20 protein-coding genes are annotated in these 22,778 nt (G+C 41.8%); 12 read left to right on the forward strand and 8 right to left on the reverse strand.

All coding sequences use genetic code 11. The annotated features are described in order from the left end of the window. Positions 1 to 566: 566 nt before the first annotated feature. The 4 genes from FTU01_RS04680 to FTU01_RS04695 all read left to right on the forward strand — a co-directional run bounded on the left by FTU01_RS04680 (position 567) and on the right by FTU01_RS04695 (position 6,895). The gene (locus FTU01_RS04680) at positions 567 to 1,550 is read left to right on the forward strand and encodes a hypothetical protein (RefSeq protein WP_180138347.1); all 984 of its coding nucleotides are present in this window, start codon (positions 567 to 569) and stop codon (positions 1,548 to 1,550) included. 412 nt (positions 1,551 to 1,962) lie between these two features. Further along, positions 1,963 to 4,002 (forward strand): M13 family metallopeptidase, encoded by a 2,040-nt coding sequence (locus FTU01_RS04685; protein ID WP_180138349.1) that lies wholly within the window; start codon positions 1,963 to 1,965, stop codon positions 4,000 to 4,002. Positions 4,003 to 4,195: 193 nt separating this feature from the next. Then, the gene (locus FTU01_RS04690) at positions 4,196 to 6,244 is read left to right on the forward strand and encodes a M13 family metallopeptidase (protein ID WP_180138351.1); all 2,049 of its coding nucleotides are present in this window, start codon (positions 4,196 to 4,198) and stop codon (positions 6,242 to 6,244) included. A gap of 156 nt (positions 6,245 to 6,400) precedes the next feature. Further along, the gene (locus tag FTU01_RS04695; protein WP_179993175.1) at positions 6,401 to 6,895 is read left to right on the forward strand and encodes a hypothetical protein; all 495 of its coding nucleotides are present in this window, start codon (positions 6,401 to 6,403) and stop codon (positions 6,893 to 6,895) included. A 41-nt stretch (positions 6,896 to 6,936) separates the two neighbouring features. Here FTU01_RS04695 and yddG read toward each other — a convergent pair whose 3' ends face one another. Beyond that, positions 6,937 to 7,872 carry an aromatic amino acid DMT transporter YddG gene (yddG, locus tag FTU01_RS04700; RefSeq protein WP_180052673.1) on the reverse strand — a complete coding sequence of 312 codons (936 nt, stop codon included), beginning with the start codon at positions 7,870 to 7,872 and terminating at the stop codon, positions 6,937 to 6,939. Positions 7,873 to 7,981: 109 nt separating this feature from the next. Beyond that, complete coding sequence (locus FTU01_RS04705; RefSeq protein WP_180070174.1) at positions 7,982 to 8,191, reverse strand: hypothetical protein; 210 nt, start codon at positions 8,189 to 8,191, stop codon at positions 7,982 to 7,984. Positions 8,192 to 8,674: 483 nt separating this feature from the next. Between FTU01_RS04705 and FTU01_RS04710 the strand changes: the two genes are divergently transcribed. Further along, positions 8,675 to 9,799 carry a hypothetical protein gene (locus tag FTU01_RS04710; RefSeq protein WP_180138353.1) on the forward strand — a complete coding sequence of 375 codons (1,125 nt, stop codon included), beginning with the start codon at positions 8,675 to 8,677 and terminating at the stop codon, positions 9,797 to 9,799. A gap of 31 nt (positions 9,800 to 9,830) precedes the next feature. On the opposite strand, the gene gatB is transcribed toward FTU01_RS04710, so the two are convergent. From gatB to gatC, 3 genes are read right to left on the reverse strand one after another with little or no spacing between them, the layout of a single operon-like run. Beyond that, entirely contained in the window at positions 9,831 to 11,306 is a 1,476-nt protein-coding gene (gene gatB / locus FTU01_RS04715; RefSeq protein WP_180138354.1) for an Asp-tRNA(Asn)/Glu-tRNA(Gln) amidotransferase subunit GatB, read from the reverse strand. Then, positions 11,306 to 12,784, reverse strand: coding sequence for an Asp-tRNA(Asn)/Glu-tRNA(Gln) amidotransferase subunit GatA (gatA, locus tag FTU01_RS04720; protein ID WP_004783101.1), 1,479 nt, complete (start codon positions 12,782 to 12,784; stop codon positions 11,306 to 11,308). The genes gatB and gatA overlap by 1 nt, the downstream gene beginning before the upstream one ends. A gap of 52 nt (positions 12,785 to 12,836) precedes the next feature. Beyond that, positions 12,837 to 13,151: an Asp-tRNA(Asn)/Glu-tRNA(Gln) amidotransferase subunit GatC gene (gatC, locus tag FTU01_RS04725; protein WP_005234479.1), complete on the reverse strand. Its 315-nt coding sequence runs from the start codon at positions 13,149 to 13,151 to the stop codon at positions 12,837 to 12,839. Positions 13,152 to 13,283: 132 nt separating this feature from the next. Here gatC and FTU01_RS04730 point away from each other — a divergent pair, with 132 nt between their 5' ends. The 6 genes from FTU01_RS04730 to FTU01_RS04755 all read left to right on the forward strand — a co-directional run bounded on the left by FTU01_RS04730 (position 13,284) and on the right by FTU01_RS04755 (position 18,036). Then, on the forward strand, positions 13,284 to 14,330 hold the full coding sequence (locus FTU01_RS04730; protein WP_005234480.1) for a rod shape-determining protein: 1,047 nt from the start codon (positions 13,284 to 13,286) through the stop codon (positions 14,328 to 14,330). Positions 14,331 to 14,346: 16 nt separating this feature from the next. Next, positions 14,347 to 15,204 carry a rod shape-determining protein MreC gene (gene mreC, locus FTU01_RS04735; RefSeq protein ID WP_004783097.1) on the forward strand — a complete coding sequence of 286 codons (858 nt, stop codon included), beginning with the start codon at positions 14,347 to 14,349 and terminating at the stop codon, positions 15,202 to 15,204. After that, a complete protein-coding gene (mreD, locus tag FTU01_RS04740) occupies positions 15,191 to 15,682 on the forward strand; it encodes a rod shape-determining protein MreD (RefSeq protein WP_166139624.1) in 492 nt (163 codons plus the stop codon). Before mreC ends, mreD begins: the two co-directional genes overlap by 14 nt. Further along, positions 15,670 to 16,236 carry a Maf-like protein gene (locus FTU01_RS04745; protein ID WP_179993411.1) on the forward strand — a complete coding sequence of 189 codons (567 nt, stop codon included), beginning with the start codon at positions 15,670 to 15,672 and terminating at the stop codon, positions 16,234 to 16,236. The genes mreD and FTU01_RS04745 overlap by 13 nt, the downstream gene beginning before the upstream one ends. Positions 16,237 to 16,275: 39 nt before the next feature. After that, positions 16,276 to 17,730 (forward strand): ribonuclease G, encoded by a 1,455-nt coding sequence (gene rng, locus FTU01_RS04750; RefSeq protein WP_005234484.1) that lies wholly within the window; start codon positions 16,276 to 16,278, stop codon positions 17,728 to 17,730. A gap of 132 nt (positions 17,731 to 17,862) precedes the next feature. After that, on the forward strand, positions 17,863 to 18,036 hold the full coding sequence (locus FTU01_RS04755) for a PA1571 family protein (protein WP_284879800.1): 174 nt from the start codon (positions 17,863 to 17,865) through the stop codon (positions 18,034 to 18,036). 157 nt (positions 18,037 to 18,193) lie between these two features. On the opposite strand, the gene FTU01_RS04760 is transcribed toward FTU01_RS04755, so the two are convergent. Beyond that, positions 18,194 to 19,576: a wax ester/triacylglycerol synthase family O-acyltransferase gene (locus FTU01_RS04760; protein WP_004783088.1), complete on the reverse strand. Its 1,383-nt coding sequence runs from the start codon at positions 19,574 to 19,576 to the stop codon at positions 18,194 to 18,196. A 172-nt stretch (positions 19,577 to 19,748) separates the two neighbouring features. Beyond that, positions 19,749 to 20,483 (reverse strand): phosphoadenylyl-sulfate reductase, encoded by a 735-nt coding sequence (locus FTU01_RS04765; RefSeq protein WP_034703384.1) that lies wholly within the window; start codon positions 20,481 to 20,483, stop codon positions 19,749 to 19,751. A 208-nt stretch (positions 20,484 to 20,691) separates the two neighbouring features. On the opposite strand from FTU01_RS04765, the gene thrH reads away from it, so the two are divergent. Beyond that, positions 20,692 to 21,309: a bifunctional phosphoserine phosphatase/homoserine phosphotransferase ThrH gene (thrH, locus tag FTU01_RS04770; RefSeq protein WP_180053687.1), complete on the forward strand. Its 618-nt coding sequence runs from the start codon at positions 20,692 to 20,694 to the stop codon at positions 21,307 to 21,309. A gap of 60 nt (positions 21,310 to 21,369) precedes the next feature. Here the strand turns inward: thrH and FTU01_RS04775 are convergent, their stop codons facing one another. Next, positions 21,370 to 22,590, reverse strand: a complete 1,221-nt coding sequence (locus FTU01_RS04775) for an OmpP1/FadL family transporter (RefSeq protein ID WP_180138356.1) — start codon at positions 22,588 to 22,590, stop codon at positions 21,370 to 21,372. Between the last annotated feature and the right edge of the window lie 188 nt (positions 22,591 to 22,778).

Genomic DNA, 22,778 nt, shown 5'->3' on the forward strand with positions numbered 1-22,778 from the left:
CTTTTTTATTGATTAATTTTTATTCAAAATCTAATTGAAAATTACGATCTAGAGAGGTGCTAAAAAATTAGGATGAATGGCACTAAAACATCCCAATATTAGGGTATTCAAGCTATTTTTTCTTGTCTAGAATTTTAAAGGCCAGCCAGGGTGCTGTTTAATTTCCAATAATATGACGTATAAAAATAATTAGTGTACGTAAAGGAAATTATTCAAATTATAATCTCATTCAGACAGCGATAGAGAGCATAATTGCCGTTATCATCCATGATAATAATATCTCTAATTTTTGTTGAATGAGTAACCGGAGAACTGATCTGTTTCTTCGGTTTTTTTATATCTTTTTTTCTACTGCTCTATCTTCTAATTGGCGAATAATCCAGCGTATTTGTTGACTTGAAGAATGTTAATTTGATCAATTTATCTGGATTAAAGCCGGATGAATTAGGCATTTTATTCCTCATTTTTAGTGATAGGTCTCGCTATATTTTTATATTTATCAATCCGTTGAGATTGTTGTTTTAGCACATTTGCTATATGTTATAGAGGCCTGGGGGAGATAAGCAGTGAAGCTAAAATTAATAATTCCAACAATATGTGTAGCAAGTCTGGCTGGATGTAACAGTATTCAGCAAATGAAATCAGATATGCAGCATCCTTATGCAAGTCCTCAAGAACTGATCATTAAAAGAAACCTGAATCAGGCTGACGGTTCGGCAAAAGAATATGTTTATTCATGGGAAAAATCCAAACAGCATTTAGAGCCACAATCCCTCTATCCACGAACTACTTTAAGCCAGTACTGTCATGAACGGGGCGGCAAGTTTTCTCTGTTATACAAAAGCCAGTTGGCTTCAGTAAAAGATTCTGCCCAGAAGAACCGTTTAAGTAAAAACCGTTATGTCACCCAAGGCATTGGTGCCTATCAATGTACGATGCCTCAAGGGCAAAACTGGATTGTTTCTATTGAACCAATTTCTGAACGTCAGCTAGATAAGAATAATACTACCCGTGTAGTCCGGATCTTGAGTAAACTTCAAAGCTCAGCTGAAGCGCGTCATTTCTATCAGGGCCATAAAGCTACGGCTAAGTCTAATAAAATTGCCGAGAAGAATGCAGCCAAAACCTCAGTCAAAGATGAGAAAAAGGAATTAGATAAAAAAGACGCCGATAAGAAAGAGATAAAAATACCTGCTGTTGAACCGGCAGTGGTTGCTGTTCCTGCTGCTCGTTCAATTAGTATCGAAACACCACAACAGCAGCAGATGAAACTGTATGTAGCTGCACGCCGTGATATCAATAGCGGTAAAAACCTGAACAATGCCTGCAATAATGCCCAGCGTGCCTATAACTATGGCAAATTACAGGGTACAGAAGGAACACGTGTCTATACCGAATCCGGCATGCTAGTGGCACGCTGTTTAAGCAGTATTCCAGCCTATGCCAACCGTATTCCAAATTCCAAGGTTCAAGCCAAACGAGTACTGCAGAATCTGGCCACCAACTATAACCATACTGGGGCAAAGAATCAGTTGAGACAGTTAAAATAAGTCTATTATTTTCACATTCAGTTTGATCATTTATTTGGCAAAGTAGATGCACATGAAAAGTCATCTACTTTAAGTATTGGTGATATTTAAAAAAGTATTTCTTAAGCATAGCAGAACTTAAAAATAATATTTTTCTTTTGAAGATCAATGATAAAAGATAAATAGTTATTCTGTTGATAGGAATAAAAATTAATTATTATTGGGTCGCAAATCAAACCTCATTTCAGAGTAAATTTCCCGCCGCCATCTCAGATTTTCTTCTCTATCTCTCTTATTAAATGTAAGCCCATTCAACGGCATATTCTAAAAATTATTGGTATATCTCTTGCTTAAAAATTATCAGTTTTGTGCTTATGGACAGAGCAAGAAAAACTAATTGATTTTTAACATACACAATAATGAGATTTATCGCTTGAGAAAACATATTTTAAGTCATTTGATTCTTGTGGGTGCATTTCTACATTCACCTGTGAGTTATGCAGTGAGTACAACTTCATTAAAATCGGCAATTGATCTGAATGCGATTGATCGGACGGTTGATCCAAAGCAGGACTTTTATCAATTCGTGAATGGAAACTGGCTGAAAACCGCAAAGATTCCAGAAGATCAGGCATTGTCGGGTGCATTTGCTGAAGTGAGTATGAGATCAACCCAGCAGTTATTTGGCATTTTTAATGAGCTGGCCAAAAAACAGCATCCGCAAGGTAGCAATGAACAAAAGGTCGCGGATCTTTATGCCAGTTATATGGATACCGATCGGCTAGAACAGCTCGGACTTGAGGCATTGCAACAAGACCTGCAGCGGATTGAAAGTATCAAGACCAAAAAAGATCTGGCAGAATTTTTTGCCTATGCGGAAAAAATCAATCTGAATTTGCCATTCTCTACCCGTTTTTATCAGGACCGTAAAGCTTCTTCCAAGGCGATGATGTATGTAGGGCAAGGTGGTTTGGGAATGCCTGATCGTGATTTTTACCTGAGTGAGCAGCCTCGACAACAGGAAATTCGCAATACTTATATGCTTTATATCGCCAATACCCTGAATTTTGCCGGTCAGCCTAAGCCGATTGAAGATGCTCGCACTATCCTGGCTTTGGAAAAGGCACTGGCAAAAATTAGCTGGTCCGCTGTGGAGCTGCGCAATGATGAGGTGAGAACCTATCTCGTTGAAACTAAAAATATTATTAACTATATGCCTTCTTTTGACTGGATGAATTATTTCTCAGAACTGGGCTTAAAAGGTGCAAGAAAAGAGGTTGCGATCTCGCAGATTAATTATTTGCGTCAGCTGGATCAGTTATGGAAGGTTGTTCCAATTGAAACCTGGCAAACCTATTTGAAATTCAATTTGATCAATAGTTATTCGCCATTTTTAACAGAAGTTTTTCAAAATCATCATTTTGAATTTTATGACAAAACGCTAGAGGGTGTACAAGCACGTTCTCCACGGAATGAGTCTGCCTTGAAGCTAACTAACGGTATTTTAGGCAATGTGCTTGGCAAGCTCTATGTAGAAAAGCACTTTAATGAAAGCCAGCGCCCAGCGATGCTGGAAATGGTAGAAAACGTCCGTAAAGCCTTTCATCTGAAACTGGACCAAGCTGACTGGATGGGTTCGGACACTAAAAAACAAGTACGGCATAAGCTAGATAGCATCAATATCAAAATCGGCTATCCGAAAGCATGGCGGGATTATTCAGCCCTAGAGATTCGTAAGGATGATCTGATTGGGAATATCCAGCGGACCCGGCTATTCAATTACCAGCGTGAACTGGACAAGGTGGGAGAACCGATCGATCCAGAAGCCTGGCACATGTCGCCACAAACAGCCAATGCTTACTATAATGTCAAGCTGAATGAAATCGTATTACCTGCGGCCATCTGGCAGGCACCATTTTATTATGATGATAGTCATGATCCTGCAGTGAATTATGGTGCCATCGGGGCTGTTATCGCACATGAAATTAGCCACGGTTTTGACGATAGAGGAAGCCGCTTTGATGCCAAAGGCAAGGGTGAAGAAACCTGGAACGAGCGCGACCGTAAGAAGTTCAATGAACGCACCAAAGCCTTAGTCGAGCAATATAAACAATATGAAGCTCTGCCAGGGCATAAGGTGAATGCGGAATTAAATAAAAGTGAAAATATCTCTGACAACCTGGGCTTAGGGATCGCTCATATGGCCTACAAGTTATCACTCAAGGGTCAGTCAGCACCCGTCATTGATGGCTTTAGTGGAGATCAGCGTTTTTATATGGGTTGGGCACAAGTCTGGCGTAGCAAAAGTAATCCTGAATATCTGTTAAATAGCCTAAACCTTGCCAGCCATGCACCAGGTCATGTACGTGGCAATGGCGCTGTCCGTAATCAGCAAAGTTTCTATGAAGCTTTTGAGATTAAAGAAGGGGACAAGATGTATTTATCACCTAAAAAACGAATCTCCATCTGGTAACAGGTTTTAAAAAACAGGTCTGTTTATCTGAAAAGAGACAGGCCTATTTTTTTATCTAAACGACCAGCAGGCAGAGCCAAGACCAGTTTAAAAATTGGCATATATGCTGCTTATAAAGATTTAAGTGTTTGATTATCAGGTCAACACGTATTGATAAATTCAACTGCGCAGTGAAGCGCGAGGATAGCAAGCTTTGAAAATTTTTCTAAAAACCGCATTGGTAAGTGCTTTATTAGCCGTTTCCTCTGCAAATTATGCTTCAGATCAAACCGCTATTGCAGCACTTGGCTCGGGGATTCATCTTCAACATTTTGATAAAAAAATCGCACCACAACAGGACTTCTATCAGCATGTAAATGGGCACTGGTTAGAGCATGAGGAAATCCCGGCTGATATGCCAAACTGGGGCGCATTCACGATTTTGCGTGAAAACTCGACCCAGCAATTACATGACATTGTAGAAGAGCTGGCGAAAACCAAATCGGATTATGGCAGCAATGAGCAGAAAGTGGGGAGCTTATATGCCAGCTTTATGGACACGGAAACTTTAAATGCAAAAGGTATCCAGCCGTTAAAAGCAGATATCGCCAAAATTGAGGCCATGAAAAGCAAAAAAGATTTCACTTTGTTGCTTGCAGACTATGCAAAAAACCGTGTCAGTACACCTTTTGAATTTGGCGTGATTCCTGACTTGAAAAAGTCTGACCAAATGGCGGTGTTTTTGGGTCAAAGTGGTTTGGGTTTACCGGATCGCGATTACTATTTGAAAGATGATGAAAAGCTGAAAAGTGCCCGTGAAACTTATGTTAAACATATTGCTAAGCTGTTGACGCTATCGGGTGAAACAGAAGCAGATGCGGCTGCGCATGCACAATCTATTCTGAACTTAGAAACTGAAATTGCCAAAATTCAGTGGGATAATGTGCAGAACCGTAATCTCGAAAAAATGTATAACGTCTATACATTAAAAGACGTCAAAAGCCTGGTGCCAGAATTTGACTGGAAAACCTATTTTAAAGCGACGGGTTTAGATAAAAAAACCAAAACCGTGATTGTGGCGCAAAAAAGTTATTTTGAAGATTTAAACAAGATTTTAAGCAGCACACCCCTCGATGTATGGCAAACCTATTTCAAATTCCATCTGATTGATGGCGCTGCACCTTACTTAAGCCAGGAATTTGCTGATGCAAACTTTGAAATGTACAGCAAAACCTTACGCGGTGTGACCGAGCAACGGGCACGCTGGAAACGTGGGGTTGATATGACCAATGCCGTACTCGGTGAAAGTCTGGCACAAGTCTATGTCGCAAAACATTTCCAGCCTGAACAGAAACAGCGTATGGAAAAACTGGTAGAAAACCTGTTGCTGGCATTTGAACAGAATCTAGAAAAACTGGACTGGATGGGTGCAGAAACCAAAGCACAGGCACACCGTAAGCTGAAAAGCTTTAGAGTAAAAATTGGCTATCCAAATAAATGGCGTGACTATAGCAAGCTGGAAATTAAAGATGGCGACCTGATTGGTAATCTGCGTCGTACCAACAGTTTCAATTATGACATTGCGCTGGATAAGTTGGGGAAACCGGTTGATCGTGAAGAATGGCATATGCTGCCGCAAACGGTAAATGCTTACTACAACCCAATGGGCAATGAAATTGTTTTCCCTGCTGCTATTTTACAGCCGCCATTCTTCGATATGAATGCTGATGATGCCGTGAACTATGGCGCAATCGGGGCAGTGATCGGGCATGAAATCAGTCATGGTTTTGATGATCAGGGTAGCCGCTTTGATGCAGATGGCAACATGAAAAACTGGTGGACCGAAGAAGACGATAAAAAGTTCAAGGAAAAAACCAAAGCTCTGGTCGAGCAATATAATGCTTATGAAGCGATACCGGGCTATCACGTCAACGGTGAGCTGACCTTAGGTGAAAATATTGCCGATAACTCAGGTCTGGCGATTGCCTATGAAGCTTATAAATTGTCACTAAATGGCAAGCCTGCTCCGGTGATTGATGGATATACCGGAGATCAGCGTTTCTATATTGGCTGGACGCAGGCATGGCGTGCCAAAGTTCGTCCAGAACTGGCATTACAGCTGTTAAAAACAGATCCGCATTCACCAGCAGCCATTCGTGGTCGTGCGACCTTACTTAACCAGAAACCTTTCTATGAAGCCTTTAGCGTCAAGCAAGAAGATCCAATGTATCTGGAAGAAGATAAACGGGTAAAAATCTGGTAAGTCTGATTTCCTCATTCGATTCCAAAAGTCCTGACTGATGTCGGGACTTTTTTTTATCTCTCAGGTTACAGAGTTCTACAGGTTTTCTAATCTTTTACATGCTACAAAGAAACTGCATTGTTCAAGCAGTTTGAACGGGTGAAAAAGGAAAGGAATATGGGATTCAAAGCTTTATCGGGTCTTCGGGCAGTCTTTATGACTACAGCATTGCTGGGTGCAACTCAGATTGCGACAGCCGGTCCAACAGTTGATCAGCTTAGTGACTGTTTAATGAAATCCACGACGGCCACTGATAAAACCACAGTCTTGCAATGGACCTTTGTGGCATTGGGTAATCATCCCGATCTGAAAGCTTTTAGCAATGTAACTGCAACTCAAAAGGAAACACTCGACAGAAATTTAGTGACGGTTTTACAGCGGATTCTGGTTGAGCAATGTCCAACCCAAACCAAAGCGGTGATTCAGGCTGAAGGAGTACAAGCAGTGGGCGAAAGTTTCCAGGAGCTTGGGCAGGTCACAGGTCAGGAAATACTGAAAAATCCGGAAATTAAAAGTCAGCTAAGTGGCGTACTTAAATATATCGATATGAGCAAACTGGTTACAACTTTTTTGACCCCTGAGGTGTGGAATAAATTAGGCATCACCCGTTAATGAATTGCAGATGCAGTAAACTTAAACCGCAAAAATGTAGTTTAAGTTTTATAGAGCTTGCCTGGAAACAGGCGGTCTCGAATTTCATTCCAGTTGGTCGATAGCCAGCAAATAAATGAACCTAAGGTGACCATCATCGTACCGATCCAAAAGGTATGCGATAGACTGGTATTCAGTACCCACATCGAAATGATAGACGAAAAGATCGGGCTAAAATAAGATAACGCGACCAGCATTGCGATATTACCCTGATTAATCCCGATATTCCAGGCTGCATAGCCCAATCCAGTTACGACCGAAACCAGCAACATATACAGCATAATATTCAAGTCAATATTAAGAAGTTGCGGCAGTTGTTCGTGATCTAACAGCAGCGTCTTGCTCCAGAGAACCACACTTACCATCGCGAAAAAGAACACGATTGGGTTATGTCCTTGGCTGTATTTTTTGGTAAATACACAATATAACGACCATAAACTCGCCCCAATGAATGCCAATATGTAACTGGTTGGATTGGCCTGCATGTTGTGAATGACGGTTGCTAAATGAATATCGCCGTTGCCCGTCTGGATATAAAAAATACCTGCCAGACTAATACTGAGCCCTACCACCACCAAGCTGTGAAATTTTAGTTCATGAAATAGAATGAGCATGGCGATGGTCATACTGGGCCACAGATAATTCACCAGACTAATTTCAATGGCTTGCTGTGCAGTTTGTGCGAGTGCTACGGCATAGGCAAAGCAGATTTCATATACCAGAAATAATGCAGCTGCACTGAGCAGATAGAACTTGGGTATGGTTTTGAGTTTGGGAACGCCAAAAACAGCCAGTAAGAGCAGGGTGCTTAAGCTATACATCATAAGTACAGCCAGATCAGGTCCAATACTAAAACTGATTTTTTTGAGTAATCCCACGATAGATGACCACTGTAAAATGGCACTTAAGCCAATCAGCGTAGCGAGGTTTTTCGACATGGTAAGGGCGGGATGGGAGAATGTGCAGATTGTATTCCTGTTGAGTGATTTTCAATATGGGACAGACACGATTTTATGATCAAATTCAAAAAAATCGTTAACAACCGCTTTATGATTTGAATATCCCGATCATGAGTTTAATGATCCAGAAAATGGGCATGAAAATTAGCTCGATACCATCGGCAAGGTTGGCAATTTTGCTTTGTCTGGCTGTGAGTGTACGTGGTTTGATAGATTTACGTCTTCTTGACTGATATGCGCCAATGATGAACACAAGAATGATCAGGATAATGCTGAGTAAGATAATGTGATTTGACATGTTTTTATTTTTCTTCGGTTTGTTTTTGATTTTATAGCATGTTTTAAATCCTCTCCCTAGCCCTCTCCTAGAAGGTGAGGGAACTTCCAATATTAAATTTATAGTGTCATTTAATCAGTAATGATTTCTCCCTCTCCCTGTGGGAGAGGGTCGGGGTGAGGGCTCTAGTCACGCATAAAGAAAGACTTTGAAAGTTGGATACGCCCTAAGTCTTCGAGTTTGGCGATAGAGGATACTTTTTTGATGGTCATGTTGTTTTTGGAGAGGAAGTATTTGGATTTATTGTATGTTTAAAATTATAAAATTTAAATAATACTCTTTTACCTAGCCTTCTTCCTTACTCAAGGAGAGGAAACCATGTCTATTGAATTGATCAAGTAAATAGATTTCACTGTTAAAGATTCTCTAGAAGATTTTAATTTCCTATCCCGCATTAAAAACCAATATAATCAAATTACTATACTCTTTTAATTGTAATTAATGATGAAACAGAAAATACTTAATTTAGATGGTATATCAACAAAAAAAATTGACACAAAGAAAAAATATTACATTATAAAAAAAAGTGACGGTAGCTATTCGTCTGACATAAAGCTTCTAATGGAGCAGATTGATAATGCCTGTGTTTTTTATTATGAACTTCTTATTCAAAATTTATATAAGAACGAATTAGATGTTTATATTCACCTTCAGAAAGAATATTTTGAAAAATTAGCTAAAAATAAAATTTTTATATATGCGGGTTTGAGCGGAGAAAGTTTATTATCAAGAGATGAATTTAAAAAATATATTGAAGAAATAGTTGTTAAATCGGAAATGAAAAAAGATATCTACAAATTTTTCTATGTTTTTGAAATTTTATATCTAACAAAAAACATTCAAAATCTTTGCCGACAAATACAGGATACTTTGTACTTCTTTTATGATCAATTTAACAAAGAAAATATCTTTGAAGGACGTAAAACTAAAGAAGGCTTAACAACTATATTTTCACGAGAAGGCGTAGTGATAAGTTCTTTGTTGGAAGCTATCATAATAAAGGCTTCTTCACTGTTAGATTATTTTAGTAAATTGGCTTTTGAAGTTGAAAATTTACCAATAGGTTTTGATGATTATCCTACTAGGAAGTCAGTAAATTATTCACATGGTGATTCTTTGATTAGTCAAACTAAAGCGGATAAAAAATTAAAATGGTCTGTTGGAGAAAGAGCGGGAACAGTATTTGAAGATAAACAATCAGATATTTTACTAATTAAAAAATTACGTAATCATATTGTACATAATGGTTTTTTGGATATGGAAGCTAGTATTTATGAGAATAAAGAAAAAGGTAAATTAAAAGAACGATTTATTCTTATGCCTGATTACAGTGATGGACAATTAGATAAATATAAGGGTAGAACACTATTTTATTCTAGGGATATTAAAATTAATTTAATATTACCTGAGCTGTTAGAATCTATCATGCAGTTATCATTCCGCACTATTGAAATTTTAATAAATAAAGAATTTATCAAAACTCAGAAATTAATAGATATGAAACCAACTGAGATTAAAGTTGAGATACCAGATTTAAGACCTAATGAGCTAAGAAAAAACCCGCTCTAAAGCGGGTTTTTTTATTCCAAAACTAATCAAATCAACCAATCAATTTTTTCATCAATTCATTTACTTGAGCAGGGTTGGCTTTACCACGTGACGCTTTCATCACTTGACCAACCAGACCGTTGAAAGCTTTCTCTTTACCAGATTTATACTCTTCAACCATCTTCTCGTTGGCAGCAAGAACTTCCTTAATAATCGCTTCAATCGCGCCTGTATCAGTTTCCTGTTTCAAGCCTTTTTCCGCAATAATCTCGTCCGCAGTTTTGTCTTCTTCCCACATAAAGCCGAACACTTGTTTCGCGATCTTACCGCTGATGGTATTGTCCACAATACGTGCGATCATGCCACCCAGTTTTTCAGCAGAAACGGGGGAATCCGCAAGGTCTAGGCCAGCTTTGTTTAAAGCACCTGAGAATTCACCCATTACCCAGTTTGCCGCAATCTTACCTTGTGCAGCACCGCCAGCAGCTTTCACCACATCTTCGTAAAACTCTGACATTTCACGAGTCAGTGTCAGTACGTGAGCATCATACTCAGTCACACCGAAGTCAGCCACGAAACGCGCACGACGTGCAGCAGGCAGCTCAGGCATTTGCGCTTTAATCGCTTCGATTTGCGCATCTGGAATCACCACAGGCAATAAGTCTGGATCAGGGAAGTAGCGGTAATCGTTCGCTTCTTCCTTAGAACGCATTGAACGGGTTTCCATCTTCACAGGGTCAAACAGACGAGTTTCTTGGTCGATGGTGCCGTCCCATTCCAGAATTTCCATTTGACGTTCAATTTCAACATTGATCGCCTGTTCAATGAAACGGAATGAGTTCAAGTTTTTCAATTCACAACGTGTACCGAACGGTTGACCCGGACGACGTAAAGACACGTTACAGTCCGCACGGAACGAACCTTCTGCCATGTTACCGTCAGAAATGCCTAACCAGCGTACCAGCGTGTGAATCGCTTTAATATAAGCAACAGCTTCTTCAACAGAACGCATATCTGGTTCAGATACAATTTCAAGAAGCGGCGTACCGGCACGGTTCAAGTCGATGCCTGACATGCCTTCAAACTGGTCATGGATTGATTTACCTGCATCTTCCTCAAGGTGCGCACGAGTCACGCCAATGCGTTTTACCGTGCCATCTTCAAGCTGGATGTCGATATGACCCAATCCCACAATCGGATTGTCCATCTGGCTGATCTGATAGCCTTTAGGAGAATCCGGATAGAAGTAGTTTTTACGTGCAAATACAGAAGCCTGATCGATATATGCATCGATCCCCAGACCAAAACGAATCGCAAGATCAACGACTTCTTTGTTCAGCACTGGCAATACACCCGGCATCGCAAGGTCTACAAGGCTCGCCTGAGTATTTGGATCATTACCAAATTCAGTGGATGAACCAGAGAAGATTTTAGATTTAGTCGCAAGCTGAGTGTGAATCTCGATACCAATAACGACTTCCCAACCGTCAATCAGGTTAGATTTTGGTTTAGCAGCGTTTTTAGCCATTATGCATTCTCCTCAGCAATTGCAGCGCGTTTAGTATGCCAATCCGTTGCTTGTTGATACTGATGTACCACAGACAACAATTGAGATTCTGACCAGTAATTACCAATCAACTGTAAGCCAACTGGTAAGTTGTCTTTGTCAAAACCAACAGGCGCGTTAATCGCAGGAAGACCTGCAAGGTTTACCGCGATGGTATAGATGTCACCTAGGTACATTTCAACCGGAGACAGGTTTGCACCGATACGGTATGCAGTAGTCGGTGCAGAAGGCGCAGCGATGACATCTACAGATTCAAATGCTTTTAAGAAATCTTGCTGGATTAAACGACGTACTTTTTGTGCTTTCACATAATAAGCATCGTAATAACCAGCAGACAGAGCATAAGTACCGATCAGGATACGACGCTGAACTTCAGCACCGAACCCTTCTGAACGGGAACGTTTGTAAAGGTCGAGAAGATCTTTTGGCTCTTCACAACGGTAGCCATAACGTACGCCGTCATAACGAGACAGGTTAGAAGATGCTTCAGCCGGTGCGATCAGATAGTAAGTTGGAACATAAGCTTCTGTCATGTTGAGATCAATCTCAACCAGAGTTGCACCCATTTCTTCCAGTTTTTTCAGTGATTCTTCAACACGTGCTTTCACGTCTGCATCCAGACCTTCAACATTGAAGTACTGTTTTGGAATACCAATGCGCAGACCTTTCACAGAAGTACCGTTCAGGTTGGCAACGTAGTCATCAACATCTTTGTCCATTGATGTTGAATCTTTGGCATCATGACCGGCCATGACATTCATGAGGTAAGCACAGTCTTCAGCTGAACGTGCCATTGGACCACCTTGATCCAAAGATGATGCGTAAGCGATCATACCGAAACGTGATACACGGCCATAAGTCGGTTTCAGACCAGTCAGACCACAGAAAGATGCTGGCTGACGGATTGAACCACCAGTATCCGTACCGGTTGCAAATGGTGCCAGATCCGCAGCGACAACCGCAGCAGAACCACCTGAAGAACCGCCCGGAACGTGATCTAGTGCCCAAGGGTTTTTGGTCGCACCAAAGTAAGAAGACTCGGAAGTAGAACCCATGGCGAATTCGTCCATGTTCACTTTACCAAGTGTGACTAAGCCCGCAGCTTTACCTTTCGCTACAACGGTCGCGTCGTAAGGAGAGATAAAATTGTCCAGCATTTTAGAACCAGCTGTGGTTTTAATGCCTTGGGTACAGAAAATATCTTTATGTGCAATGGGCACACCAGTCAGGGCAGTCGCATTGCCGGCTTTGATTGCAGCATCAGCAGCATCAGCTTGAGCCAATGCCTGTTCAGCAGTCACGGTCACATAAGCTTTGACCTGTGCATCAATTTTTTCGATGCGTTTTAAATAGTGTTGAGTCAATTCGCGGGATGAAAATTGAGCATTTGCCAAACCTTCAGTCAGTTCACGAATGGATAAGCGGTGTAAATCTGTCATGAGAAATAATTCTTTACGTTTAATTTAATAAAAAGAATGAACTGGGTAGTAATTACTCAATCACGCGTGGGACGAGATACAAACCGTCCTGTACAGCAGGTGCAACTGCTTGGTATTCCTCACGATGATTGCTTTCCGACACGACATCTTCACGTAAAGGCTGTGGGTGGTCGAAAGGGCTTTTCAGTGGTTCAACACCGTCAGTATCGATGCCTTTCAGGGTTTCCATCATGCCTAAAATTTTATTTAAACTTTGAGCATATTCAGCAGATTGCGTATCATTAAGAGATAACCTTGCGAGGTTGGCAATAGCTGAAACTGTTTCTGCATTTAAATCTGCAGAAGACTGTGCATCCGATGTAGACATAATATTACCTAATCAGTATTAAAAAAATTCAAATTATCATGCGTTATGATAAGCGATTGACTTGTCCAAATCATCACATTTAGTTAAAGTGGCCACCTTGCGTCCATATAAAGTTTAACTGAGAACGTCCCCGTGATTCTAAAACGACTAATAGGCTTGTTTTCGCCAGATCTCGCTATTGATTTAGGTACTGCAAATACACTTATTTATGCGCCAGGACGAGGCATTATATTAAATGAACCGACGGTTGTAGCCATCCGTCACAGTGGTTCACATAAAATTGTTGCTGCCGTAGGTCTTGACGCGAAACAAATGCTTGGTCGTACCCCAGCAAATATTTCTGCAATCCGTCCGATGAAAGACGGCGTGATTGCGGATTTCGAAGTGACCGAAACCATGTTAAATCAGTTCATTGGTAAGGTACACGAAAAACGTTTATTCCCGCCAGCGCCACGCGTGGTGGTTTGCGTGCCATGTAAATCGACACTGGTTGAACGCCGTGCGATCCGTGAAGCAGTTTATAATGCGGGTGCACGTGAAGTACGTCTGATTGAAGAACCGATGGCTGCTGCAATTGGTGCAGGCATGCCGGTTGAGCAGGCGTGTGGTTCGATGGTTGTTGATGTGGGCGGCGGTACAACTGAGATTGCCGTAATTTCATTACAGGGCTGTGTATATGCAGACTCGCTGCGTATTGGCGGTGATGTATTTGATGAACAGATCATCAACTACGTACGTAAGGCACATGGTTGCGTGATCGGTGAAACCACAGCTGAAGTGATCAAAAAAGAAGTTGGCATGGCACTTCCAGATGAAGGTGCAAAACCGCTGGAAATTGAAGTTCGTGGCCGTAACTTGGCTGAAGGTGTGCCTCGCGCGATTGTGGTGAACTCGGATGAAGTCACTCAAGCGATCTCTGATCCACTACAAAACATCGTGTCTGCGGTGAAATCTGCATTGGAACAAACACCTCCTGAACTGTCTTCTGACATCGCTGAACGCGGGATCGTGTTGACCGGTGGTGGTGCATTGCTGCGTAACCTGGACAAGCTTCTTGCAAAAGAAACAGGTCTGCCTGTTGTGGTTGCTGAAGATCCACTGTCTTGCGTGACTCGTGGTGGTGGTAAGGTACTCGAATTCTTCGACAATCCAAATCATGACATGTTATTTGTAGGCTAAGACAAGGATTCGGCGGGTGCAAGCACATCTGTTTTCTCGACAACCGCCATCTTTTCGCTCTTTTATCATTGCACTGATAACATGTCTGGTGGTGCTATTCTTTGACTGGCGCATGCCACATGTTGTTCAACCTGCAAGGGATGTCTTGTACGCGGCCTATAATCCCATTTATGCCGTGGCTAGCTATCCGGTACTGTCGCGAGAATGGCTGAATCAACAAACCAAATCTGAAGCACAACTGCGTCGTGAGAACACCGCGATGCGGGCTGAGCTATTGCAGGCGCAAGTTCGCTTACAAAAAATTGCAGAGCTTTCTGCGGAAAATACCCGTTTGCGCGGTCTTTTAGATACCCCTCTGATTCTTGATGGACGTATGGAAATTGCTGAGGTCATTGGTACCGATGCTGATCCGCTACGCCATATCATCGTGATCAACCGTGGTTCCAATAACAAGCTGAAAGTCGGTCAGACCGTACTGGATGATATGGGGATTATGGGACAGATTATTGATGTCTATCCGCATAGTAGCCGGGTCATGCTGCTGTCAGACAAGGAACATTCACTTTCAGTACGTCTGGAACATACTGGCATGCGTGCCATTGTGTCAGGAACCGGAGATCTGGGACGCCTGAAAATGGAATATGTACCGACCAGCGCCAATATCAAAGTTGGTGAAAAAGTTTACAGTTCAGGTCTGGGACAGCATTTTCCGGCAGGTTATCTGGTGGGAACGGTATCTAACGTAAAACGGCATAATTCAGGGGAATTTGCTCAGATTGATGTCACTCCAGCAGCACAGTTGGCCGGTGGTCATCATGTCGTCGTGCTGTTCTCTGACTCATTAGCGATGGAGCAACCGCATGTCAATCGCTAAGATGCGACCTAAAACACATCGTGATCCTTTATTTGCCATTGTTATTTCAGTGATTGTGGCTTCTGTTCTCTCAGTCTATCCACTGTCTTACGAGACCTCGGGATGGCGTCCATTATTTATGTTAATGGTCATGCTGTTCTGGGTATTGTGTCAGCCGACCTGGTGTGGAATCTGGTTTGCATTTGCTACCGGGATCTTCATTGATTTACTGCTTGATGCGCCTTTAGGTCTCAATGCACTTAGCTTTATCATCATTGCTTTTGTGGCACGTTTCCTGACCCGTGAGCGCCGTATTCTGACCTTTGCTAATTTATGGGTCATTACGGCAATTGCGATTCTGGCACATTTGATGATTATCTTCTTTGCCCAGATTTCGACCGGCGTACAATTCTCATTTGCACGACATTGGATTCCCATGCTGACTAGTGTCATCATATGGCCAGTGCTTTATTACTTTTTGAGAAAATGGCGCATTTAATCCTCGCTTCCAGCTCACCCCGACGCCGTGAACTTTTGCAGCAACTCGGGCTGAACTTTGAGATCTGTAGCCCAGATGTAGACGAATCTGTACTGGAAAATGAGTCCATTGCAGCCTATGTCGAACGTTTGGCGCAAGTCAAAGCGGAAGCGGTGGCCAAGCTGTTTCCGGATGCCATTATTATTGCTGCGGATACCAGTTTAGGTGTGAATAATGAGATTTTGGGGAAACCTGAATCCAAACAGCATGCCTTTGAAATGTGGGAAAAAATTTCAGGGAGATGGCATGATGTGTATACTGGAGTGTGCGTCCGCACAAAAGAAGAAAAATACAGTATAGTAGTCCGTACACAGGTTGAATTTCAGCCACTAAATAGCCATGATATGGAAAGTTACTGGGCAACAGGTGAGCCGCTTGGGAAAGCAGGCGCCTATGCAATACAGGGAATTGCAGCGCGTTATATTCCAAGAATAGAAGGTAGTTATTCTAATGTAGTGGGATTGCCACTATATGAAACAGTACAGTTATTGCAGACGGTTAAGGCACTAAATTAACTGCTGAAAAAGAATTCTTATAATGTTTTGAGTGTTGTTATGTCTGACGAGTTGTTGATTAACGTCACACCGATGGAATGTCGGGTGGCGTTGATTGAAAACGGCACGGTGAATGAACTGTTTGTCGAGCGTACGGCCAAGCGCGGATTGGTCGGGAATATCTATAAAGGAAAAGTGGTCCGGGTCTTGCCGGGCATGCAGGCCGCTTTTGTTGATATTGGCCTGTCCAGAACGGCATTTTTGCATATCAATGACATGGTCTGGCCACGTAACCAGCCAACGCCGAATGTATTCGAACTGCTGCAGCCGGGTCTGATTCTTACCGTTCAGGTGATGAAAGATATGCTTGGCACCAAGGGCGCTCGTCTATCTACTGATCTTTCTATTCCTTCACGTTATTTGGTCCTGATGCCATATGGCAATCATATTGGCGTATCGCAGCGGATTGAATCCGAAGATGAACGCAATCGTTTACGCTCGATCATTGAGCGTATTCAGGCAGAACACAAGTTGCCTGGCTCCGTGATTGTCCGTACTGCTGCGGATGGCATTGAAGAAGAGGCGATTGCACAGGATATGGCTTACTTAGCCAAACTGTGGGAATACATCCAGCGCAAACAAAAAGTAATCGCAGTGCCTTCATTGATCTTTGAAGAACTGCCTTTGCCACAGCGTGTCATTCGTGACCTGGCTAATGAAGAAACCGAAAAGATCTATATCGATTCACGCGAAATTCACGGCAAGTTGAAAGAGTTTGTGGATGAGTTCGTGCCGAATATGAAAGACCGTTTACTGCATTATCCGGGCGAGCGACCAATTTTCGATTTGTACAATGTCGAAGAAGATCTGCAAAAGGCTTTACAAACCCGTGTCGCACTGAAGTCCGGTGGTTATCTGATGATTGATCAGACCGAAGCCATGACTACGATTGACGTCAATACCGGTTCCTATGTCGGTGGTCGCTCGCTAGAAGATACGGTGTTTAAAACCAATATGGAAGCCACACAGGTCATTGCACGTCAGCTGCGTCTGCGTAATCTGGGCGGTATTATCATCATCGACTTCATTGACATGCAGGAAGCCCAGCACCGTGAAGAGGTGATGAACCAGTTTGTGAAAATGCTGGAACGTGATCATGCCAAAACCAAGATTACTCAGGTGTCAGAACTGGGCCTGGTGGAGATGACGCGTAAGCGTACCCGTGAGTCTTTGGAACACTTGTTATGCGAGTCCTGTCCGACCTGTCAGGGACGTGGATATGTGAAAACAGCAGAATCAGTGTGTTACGAAATCTTTCGGGAAATCCTGCGCTATGCTCGCGCTTATGAATCACAAAGTGGCTTTACTGTTGTTGCCCATCCGGCAGTGATTGATCGGCTGTTGACTGCAGAAGCCCCAGCTGTAGCGGATCTGGAACACTTTATTAATCGTGTAATTAAATTCCAGGTCGAAAATTTATACACGCAAGAGCAATACGATATCATTCTCAGCTGAAATTGTAACAGAATATCGTTAAACACTTGTTACATCTGAAATTTTACAACTCTACTGATATTTACAATACTAGAAACATCAAATTAGCCAAAGCCTTTCTCCCAGTTCTAGGCTTAGCAAAAGGAGTCTATGATGAGTATGAGTAAAGTTGTAATCAATAAAAGCTTGAAACACGTATTAGAACCAAAGGCTGTGCATGCAGGATATATTGTGGATGAACGCGGGAATGAAGTTCAGATTACAGCTTCTATGATTCGCTCTGTCTGCCATCAGTTATTAAAACAGTGTCGTACTATTAAAAATTAATTAAATCAAAATAGATTGCGGTTGTATGAATTTCATTCAAACTGTAAAAAGAATAAAATAAAGGGGCTTAAATTGCCCCTTTATTTTTTACTAAATGATTGGCAAAAGTGCTCACACACTTTTTAGCAGTCCATTGCCAGATTTTATTCGTCCGCGGCTAACTGACCGCTTTCAACTTTGGGACGGGTTCACCATCCACAATCCGTTCGAAGCGTTGAATTTCTTCTTCAAGATGAGTCAACAGATTCTGCATTTTGGGTAGAGCATTACGGCAAGCAGTAAGACCTACTTCAAGCTTGTCCATATAACTGGTCATGGTGATATTCAGTGCCTGTCCATCCAGTACAATCGAAGCCGGATATAAGGCTTCCAAACGTGCGCCATTCCAGTACAGAGGTTCCTGAGGACCAGGGACATTGGAAATGATCACGTTAAATGCCTGACGTTTTGGCATTAAGCCAGATGCAATATTGAATCCTGCAAGACCGTAGACAAAAGCACTATAGTTCAGAATCTGATTGGCATTCATGCGCTTAAAGCGTTCTTTAGCACTGAGTACACTGCGACGTACCGTTTTAAGACGCTCCAAAGGATCATCCTTATGCGTGCCCAGATTCGCCAGAATCATGGTAATACGGTTGGAAACATCGGAGTCATCGCTACGTACAGAAGCGGGCACCATTGCAATTAATGGTTTTTTCGGCAAGGCATTTTGTGTGAGTAAATATTCGCGTAAGGCACCTGAACAGATCGCTAACACGATATCATTAATCGTTACACCTAAAGCTTTAGAAATATGACGTAAACGTGAGAATTCAAAAGATTGGGCTGCGAAACGACGTGAGGCACTGACACGCTGATTTAAAATAGAACTTGGTGCTTGAAAGCTGGACACATAATCCGGATTACGCCCCATATCTTTCAGTACGGTTTGTGATAATTCATAAGCCACTCGTGGCGTACATTCCAGCTGGCCTTTAATCGCCTGTAACACATTCTTCATGCGGCTGACTTTCGGTGCTTTCAGACGTTTTGCTCGTGGACCTTCTACACACCAAGGTGGCACAATACTTTTCGCATGTGGATCATGGGAAAGTGATTTTTCTACCAGACGCATGCCTGCAATACCATCTACCATCGCATGGTGAATCTTGAAGTACATGGCAAAACGGTTGCCTTCAATGCCTTCAATAATATGACAGGTCCATAAAGGTTTAGCGCGGTCAATCAGTGCGCTGTGTTCTTGGGAAATATAAGTCAGCAGCTCGCGGATACGCCCAGGTTTCGGTAAGGCAATATGACGAAAATGATGATCTAAATCAAACTCTTCATCTTCATCCCAAAATAAACCGTTTAAATAGTTATTAAATGGAGGAATCGGTGAGGATTTGGAATTGCGAATATCAGTCACCAGATCCCGGATAAAAGAGGCTGGTGCATTGTCAGGAATTTGAAACAAAAATAACCCGCCTACATGCATAGGCTGCTGCCGTTTCTCTAAAGACAAAAAAATAAAGTCAATCGGATGTAATGGACGCATAGCGTAGATTGCCTCACTGCATTTTCTTCAGCTGCTCATGTATAAGCAACCTTGTTAGAATTATTGGTATCACATTACAAAGTATAGCGATTTTGTCGCATAAAGGTACTGATTTTTCTGTAGCCGATTGGTTCACAAAAAAACCACCCGACGAACGGATGGTTTTTTAAGATTATTTTTTCAAGTTCCCGGCATGCAAGCCACATTCTTTATGGGTGGCTTCTTCCCACCACCAGCGTCCTTCACGTTCATGCTGATTTGGCAGCACAGGACGGGTACAAGGTTCACAGCCAATGGAGATAAAACCTTTTTCATGTAGTGGGTTGTATGGAATTTCCATCATTCGGATATAATTCCACACATCTGCACTAGACCAGTTGGCAAGGGGATTATATTTAATCAGCTGTTTGCCTGGACCAGAAAAACCTTCATCAGATTGAACCACTGGAATGTCATTACGTGTTCCCGGGCTTTGGTCTTTACGCTGACCGGTAATCCAGCCATCTAAAGTTGCCAGTTTTTTGCGTAAAGGTTGCACCTTGCGGATTCCGCAACATTCCTGATGGCCGTCACGGTAGAAACTGAACAAACCTTTTTCAGTCGTCAGTTGTTGAATCGCATCTGTTTCCGGGAAACAGATTTCGATATCAATATTATAGTGCTGGCGAACTTTTTCAATAAATTGATAAGTCTCAGCATGCAGACGCCCTGTATCCAGGCTAAATACCCGGAAAGGTTTACCTAAATTAGATGCCATATCAATCAGTACAACATCTTCTGCACCAGAAAATGAAATGGCAATTTCGCCTTCCTGCTCGAGAGCAAGCGCTAAAATTTCACTTGGTGATTTATCTGCATATTCAGATGCAAGCGCATCTACCATAGCAATAGTGGGGATTTTGGTCATATGAGTCCTGGCGGCATAGGCTTGGAAATGACGTGGCCTATATGAATTTATTTCAGATTTATTCTATTTTAATAGAAATGCCCAAAGCTACTTATCACTAAAAAATAAATACTTATGAAAAAAACAGATTTAAAAAAGAACAGTGCAAAATCTTTTTCTTCAGCTATGATAGGGCAAAATTTTTTCAATACAACTGAGGGGATGCTTCATGGAAGTCGTATGTCTAGATCTAGAGGGCGTTTTGGTTCCAGAAATCTGGATCAATTTTGCTAAAAAAACAGGTATTAAAGAGCTCGAAGCAACGACACGTGATATTCCTGACTATGATGTGTTGATGACCCAGCGTTTGAATATTTTAAAACAGCATGGTTTGGGTCTAAATGATATCCAGGCTGTGATTGCGGATATGGGGCCATTTGAAGGCGCCAAGGAATTTGTAGAATGGGTAAGTACTCATTTTCAGCTGATTATTCTGTCTGACACTTTCTATGAATTTGCTCATCCTCTAATGAAGCAACTAGGCTGGCCAACGATTTTCTGTCATAAGCTGGAAACTGATGAAGAGGGCATGATCACTGCTTATAAACTTCGCCAGCCAGATCAGAAGCGTCAGGCAGTGAAAGCATTACACGGTCTGAATTTCCGTGTGATTGCAGCCGGTGATTCATATAACGATACCACAATGCTGGGTGAAGCAGATCATGGCTTCCTGTTCGACGCACCAGAGAATGTGATTGCAGAATTCCCGCAATTCCCGCCAATTCATGGTTATGACGCATTGAAAGAAGCAATTCGTAATGCATCAGTGCGTGATATCCCAGCTTAAAGAATTTAAGTAAATAAAAAAGGCGCTATAAGCGCCTTTTTTATTGAATCTATCAAAAAATCAGAAGCGGTAACCGATTTTCATACCATAGCCGATTGCATGGTTGTCTTCAAAGCTACCTTTTACTTCACCACCTGTTTGTGCTTGTGCATCTCCTAGCCAGAAGTATTTAACCCCAGCCTGGATAAAATAGTTTTCTGCAGGGCTGTATTGGCCGCCTAGACCGACACTCCAATAACCTTCAGTTGGACCCAAGGTGGTTACCGGGTTTCCTGCACCAGAGTCATAACCTACAGCAGCAGAGCCTGACCATTTAACGTTAAATTTATGACCTAAACCCACATTTGCAGACCATTGATCATCTGAATAATCGACAAGATTCTGCTGTTTTCCGGTGAGTGCGCCAGTTAGCTGAGATAAATAAGCAGGTTTTACTGCAAACTGATCCCAATGTACCCAGCGAATATTAGCAAAGGCTAAGGTATTTTTTGCAATGCCTGACTGTAAGTCAATGTTGACTGATTGTGGTGTAGTAATTTCCGCTTTATGGTAAGTTGGAATTACTGGTTTACCCAATAATGTGCCAGTTAATCCAGGAATATATAAAGCCCCATCTGTACCAAAACCGAAGGTTTCTGTGGTATCTAATTCATGTTTAATTTCAGAGCGATAAGTCACAGCAGCTTTTAAGGCAATTTCAGGAATAGAATATGCAAAACCAGCTAACCAACCGTAAGCTTCACTTTCTTTAAGGTCAATATCATAACCGCCAAGAACTTGCGGGCCTCTATAAGCTGTACCACGTAGGGAGACTTTCGCCTTTACGCTTTGATAGACAGGTCCGGCATAAACATTCCAGTTCTCATTTGGCTGATACCCTATAAGTGCTGTAATGCTATTGGTTTTTACTTCAACAGAAGTGCCCTCCAATACACCAGTATTGGTATTTACTGTAGCAAAAGCATTAGATTCAGGCGCATATTGAGCGTCAGCTCCAAATGGCTGGTCATAAAGTAAACCCATAGATATTTTATCAGTTGCCTGAATTTTTATAGCAGCAGTAGGGAAGTAGTAATCTTCAGCCATATCGCTGACTTTATTGCCGGCATTGTCTTTACCTTGAACTTCTGGATCTAAAACAGAAATACCCGCTTCCGCATAGTTACCAGGTTGTAAAAAAGCCTGAATAGACTGGCCTGAACGGTCTAAACCGGCAGCGAACACGAGAGAAGTAGGCAGGCTAGAAAGAAGAATAGCGATAGAGATTGGCTTAAGCTTCATGGCTCATCCTTGATAATGTTGCATAAATATTAATAAAAGTTGTGGAAAAGTAACACAAATTTAAAAAGAGTAAATGCTCCACTTCGTCCAAGAAATGAACTATGGCGGTTATAAAAAATGATTGCTTAGAGTATTTATACTATATTTTTTTGATTAACTTAATGAAAATAAACAAATAATAATTTTTA

It is taken from the genome of Acinetobacter sp. YH12043, assembly GCF_013419915.1.
In the GTDB taxonomy this organism is placed as follows: Bacteria; Pseudomonadota; Gammaproteobacteria; order Pseudomonadales; family Moraxellaceae; genus Acinetobacter.

Bases quoted from the DNA above. Each gene is read 5' to 3' on its own strand.
- FTU01_RS04695 (WP_179993175.1), top strand. From the start codon at position 6,401: ATGGGATTCAAAGCTTTATCGGGTCTTCGGGCAGTCTTTATGACTACA.
- yddG (WP_180052673.1), bottom strand. From the start codon at position 7,872: ATGTCGAAAAACCTCGCTACGCTGATTGGCTTAAGTGCCATTTTACAG.
- FTU01_RS04705 (WP_180070174.1), bottom strand. From the start codon at position 8,191: ATGTCAAATCACATTATCTTACTCAGCATTATCCTGATCATTCTTGTG.
- FTU01_RS04710 (WP_180138353.1), top strand. From the start codon at position 8,675: ATGAAACAGAAAATACTTAATTTAGATGGTATATCAACAAAAAAAATT.
- gatB (WP_180138354.1), bottom strand. From the start codon at position 11,306: ATGGCTAAAAACGCTGCTAAACCAAAATCTAACCTGATTGACGGTTGG.
- gatA (WP_004783101.1), bottom strand. From the start codon at position 12,784: ATGACAGATTTACACCGCTTATCCATTCGTGAACTGACTGAAGGTTTG.
- gatC (WP_005234479.1), bottom strand. From the start codon at position 13,151: ATGTCTACATCGGATGCACAGTCTTCTGCAGATTTAAATGCAGAAACA.
- mreD (WP_166139624.1), top strand. From the start codon at position 15,191: ATGTCAATCGCTAAGATGCGACCTAAAACACATCGTGATCCTTTATTT.
- FTU01_RS04745 (WP_179993411.1), top strand. From the start codon at position 15,670: ATGGCGCATTTAATCCTCGCTTCCAGCTCACCCCGACGCCGTGAACTT.
- rng (WP_005234484.1), top strand. From the start codon at position 16,276: ATGTCTGACGAGTTGTTGATTAACGTCACACCGATGGAATGTCGGGTG.
- FTU01_RS04755 (WP_284879800.1), top strand. From the start codon at position 17,863: ATGAGTATGAGTAAAGTTGTAATCAATAAAAGCTTGAAACACGTATTA.
- FTU01_RS04760 (WP_004783088.1), bottom strand. From the start codon at position 19,576: ATGCGTCCATTACATCCGATTGACTTTATTTTTTTGTCTTTAGAGAAA.
- FTU01_RS04765 (WP_034703384.1), bottom strand. From the start codon at position 20,483: ATGACCAAAATCCCCACTATTGCTATGGTAGATGCGCTTGCATCTGAA.
- thrH (WP_180053687.1), top strand. From the start codon at position 20,692: ATGGAAGTCGTATGTCTAGATCTAGAGGGCGTTTTGGTTCCAGAAATC.
- FTU01_RS04775 (WP_180138356.1), bottom strand. From the start codon at position 22,590: ATGAAGCTTAAGCCAATCTCTATCGCTATTCTTCTTTCTAGCCTGCCT.